The sequence below is a fragment of the Microbacterium sp. MEC084 genome (assembly GCF_004514465.2).
Taxonomy (GTDB): Bacteria; Actinomycetota; Actinomycetes; order Actinomycetales; family Microbacteriaceae; genus Microbacterium.
This window is the reverse complement of the sequence record NZ_MYFP02000048.1, coordinates 1-965: the sequence shown is the minus strand read 5'-3', so window position 1 is coordinate 965 and position 965 is coordinate 1. Positions and strand designations below refer to the sequence as shown.

The 965-nt window shown below is 53.7% G+C and carries 1 protein-coding gene; it reads right to left on the bottom strand.

What is annotated here, in order from left to right:
• A partial coding sequence (locus B5M43_RS14885) for an IS5 family transposase (protein ID WP_374198176.1) occupies nucleotides 1–923 on the bottom strand: 923 nt, incomplete at its 3' end.
• Nucleotides 924–965: the final 42 nt, after the last annotated feature.

Sequence of the window (965 nt, the reverse complement as noted above, 5' to 3'; positions counted from 1 at the left end):
CAGCCAATACGCACGCTTTCAGGCATACCTGCTTTCGTCATTTTGTTCAGCGCTCGCACCACGGCCAAAGCCTCCGCAACCTGACCATCGTAGTCACGCAGCGTCAGTGAACACCCGAACAGCTGTTTTACCCGGTACATCGCCGTTTCCGCTATCGAGCGACGGTTGTAATCTGTTGTCCATTTCCACCGCGCATTACTCCCGGTCATTCGCTGATTAGCCACTGCACGGTTACGGTCTGCATATTCACCGGGCCAGTAACCCGCACCTTTTCGGGGAGGGATAAGCGCGCTGATTTTCTTACGCCGCAGTTCATCGTGACATAGCCGGGTATCGTAAGCGCCATCGGCGGCGGCTGACCTGATTTTCCGGTGGGTTTGCCGGATTAACCCGGGGAAGGCYTCTGAGTCCGTAACGTTGTTCAGCGACAGGTCAGCGCAGATGATTTCATGTGTTTTACTGTCAACGGCGAGATGCAGCTTACGCCAGATACGGCGGCGTTCCTGGCCATGCTTTTTGACTTTCCACTCGCCTTCACCGAAGACCTTCAGCCCGGTGGAATCAATTACCAGGTGTGCGATTTCACCCCGGGTGGGCGTTTTGAAACTGACATTAACCGACTTTGCCCGCCTGCTGACACAGCTGTAATCCGGGCAGCGTAGCGGAACGTTCATCAGAGAAAAAATGGAATCAATAAAGCCCTGCGCAGCGCGCAGGGTCAGCCTGAATACGCGTTTAATGACCAGCACAGTCGTGATGGCAAGGTCAGAATAGCGCTGAGGTCTGCCTCGTGAAGAAGGTGTTGCTGACTCATACCAGGCCTGAATAGCTGCATCATCCAGCCAGAAAGTTATGGAGCCACGGTTGATGAGGGCTTTATTGTAGGTGGGCCAGTTGGTGATTTTGAACTTTTTCTTTGCCACGGAACTGTCTGCGTTGTCGGGAATATGCGTGATCTGATCCTT